Raw genomic sequence first — 2673 nt, 5'->3', positions numbered from 1 at the left:
ATTACCCTGCACACCAATGATCGGGAGATCGCGGTCTGCAACCTCGGTTCGGTCAATCTGGCCGCCCATGTGAGCGAGCGCGGCCTCGACACCGCCAAGCTGCGCAAGACCGTGCGCACCGCGATGCGGATGCTCGACAACGTCATCGACTACAACTTCTACAACGTCCCGCAGGCGCGCAATGCCAACCTCCGCCACCGCCCGGTCGGCTTGGGCCTGATGGGCTTCCAGGATGCGCTCTACGCGCTGCGCATCCCCTACGCTAGCCAGGACGCGGTGCGCTTCGCCGATCACAGCATGGAGGCGCTGAGCTACTACGCGATCGAGGCCAGCAGCGATCTCGCCGCCGAGCGCGGGCGCTATCAGAGCTTCGATGGCAGCCTCTGGAGCCAGGGCATCCTGCCGATCGACAGCATCCAGCGCCTCGCCGAGGGTCGCGGCGGCTATCTGGAGATGGACAGCAGCACCACCCTGGATTGGAACCGCCTGCGCGAGCGGGTGCAGAGCGTCGGCATGCGCAACAGCAACTGTCTGGCGATCGCGCCGACCGCGACCATCAGCAACATCGTCGGCGTCAGCCAGTCGATCGAGCCGACCTACCAGAATCTGTTCGTCAAATCGAACCTCTCGGGCGAGTTCACCATCGTCAACCCCTACCTGGTGCGCGACCTGAAGGCGCTCGGGCTCTGGGACAGCGTCATGGTCAGCGACCTCAAGTACTACGACGGCAGCCTGCAGCAGATCGACCGCATCCCCGACGAGCTGAAGCAGCTCTACGCGACCGCCTTCGAGATCGATCCGCGCTGGCTGGTCGAGGCCGGCAGCCGGCGCCAGAAGTGGCTCGATCAGGCGCAGAGCCTGAACCTCTACATGAGCGAGCCGAGCGGCAAGAGGCTCGACAACCTCTACAAGCTGGCCTGGGTGCGCGGGCTGAAGACCACCTACTACCTGCGCTCGATGGGCGCGACCCACGTCGAGAAATCGACCATGACGGATGCGAGCAAGGCGAATCGGCTCTCGGCGGTTGGCGGTGCCTATCCATCCGCCGGCAAGGCGAAATCGAATGGCGGCGGCAGGCCTGTCGACACCGCCCCCAAGGCCTGCTCGATCGATGAACCGGACTGTGAAAGCTGTCAGTGAGGCACGGCGGAGAATCCGGCCAGGATTCGGCAGCACCGGCTCAGGAGGCGATGACGCGCGCGGCCTTTCGATCGGCGCGCGGCGAGTTGGGCTAGAATGGATGGTTATCCGCAGCCAGACGCCAGCCGGCCCAGCCCAGCAGCGGCGAGCGCGCGACGATCCACTCGACGAGAACCGAATCCGCATGCAATGGGAACCCGTGATCGGGCTGGAGATCCATACCCAGCTCGCGACAGAATCGAAGATCTTCTCCGGCGCCTCGACGGCCTTTGGCGCCGAGCCGAACACGCAGGCCTGCGCGATCGACCTCGGCCTGCCCGGCGTGCTGCCGGTGCTGAACCAAGGCGCGGTGCAGCGCGCGGTGCAGTTCGGGCGCGCCATCGCCGCCGAGATCGCTCCGCGCTCGGTGTTCGCGCGCAAGAATTACTTCTACCCGGATCTGCCCAAGGGCTATCAGATCAGCCAGTACGAGCTGCCGATCGTCGGCCGCGGTCAGATCGAGATCGTGCTCGATGACGGCGCGGTCAAGACCATCGGCATCACCCGCGCGCATCTCGAGGAAGACGCCGGCAAATCGCTGCACGAGAGCTTCTCCGGCGCCGGCGGCGGTCTCACCGGCATCGACCTCAATCGGGCCGGCACGCCGTTGCTGGAGATCGTCTCCGAGCCGGATCTGCGCTCGGCCGAGGAAGCGGTCGCCTACGCGCGCAAGATCCATCAGCTGGTGCGTTGGATCGGCATCAGCGACGGCAACATGCAGGAAGGCTCGTTCCGGGTCGATGCCAATGTCTCGGTGCGGCGTCCTGGCGAGCCCTTCGGCACCCGCGCCGAGATCAAGAACATCAACTCGTTCCGCTTCCTGCAGCGGGCGATCCGGTTCGAGATCGAGCGCCAGATCGAGCTGCTCGAGGACGGCGGCAGCGTGGTCCAGGAGACCCGACTCTACGACGCCGACAAGGACGAGACGCGCTCGATGCGCACCAAGGAGGAGGCCAACGATTATCGCTATTTCCCCGACCCCGACCTGCTGCCGGTCGAACTCGACGCCGCCTTCATTGCCGAGGCGACCGCCGACCTGCCGGAGCTGCCCGATGCGATGCGGCAGCGCTTCCGGGACGCCTATGGCATCAGCGACTACGACGCCGCGCTGCTCACCGCAAGCCGAGCGACCGCTGGCTATTATGAGTCGGTGGTCGACCTCACCGGCGATGCCAAGCTCGCCGCCAACTGGATCAACGGCGCCCTTGCGGCGGCCCTGAACAAGGCCGGGCTCGAGATCAGCGAGAGCCCGGTGAGCAGCGAACAGCTCGCCGGGCTGATCAAGCGCATCCAGGACGACACCCTCTCCGGCAAGATCGCCAAACAGGTGTTCGAGGCGATCTGGGCCGGCGAAGGCGATGCCGACCGGATCATCGAGGCCAAGGGCCTGAAGCAGATCACCGACAGCGGCGCCATCGAGCGGATGATCGACGCGATCATCGCCGCCAACCCGCAGCAGGTCGAGCAATACCGGGCCGGCAAGGAGAAGGTGTT

General features: G+C 65.8%; 2 protein-coding genes. Both read left to right on the top strand.

From position 1 onward, the window contains the following. Positions 1-1140 (top strand): ribonucleoside-diphosphate reductase subunit alpha (locus ACLFQI_RS13270; protein ID WP_410760033.1); only part of this gene is annotated, 1140 nt, incomplete at its 5' end. A gap of 184 nt (positions 1141-1324) precedes the next feature. Next, positions 1325-2673: Asp-tRNA(Asn)/Glu-tRNA(Gln) amidotransferase subunit GatB (gene gatB / locus ACLFQI_RS13265; protein WP_410760031.1), on the top strand; the 1349-nt coding region annotated here is incomplete at its 3' end.

It is taken from the genome of Halochromatium sp. (assembly GCF_046541315.1).
GTDB lineage: Bacteria > Pseudomonadota > Gammaproteobacteria > Chromatiales > Chromatiaceae > Lamprobacter.
Note: the sequence above shows the minus strand (reverse complement) of the source record. Positions and strands in the feature narration are given on the sequence as shown.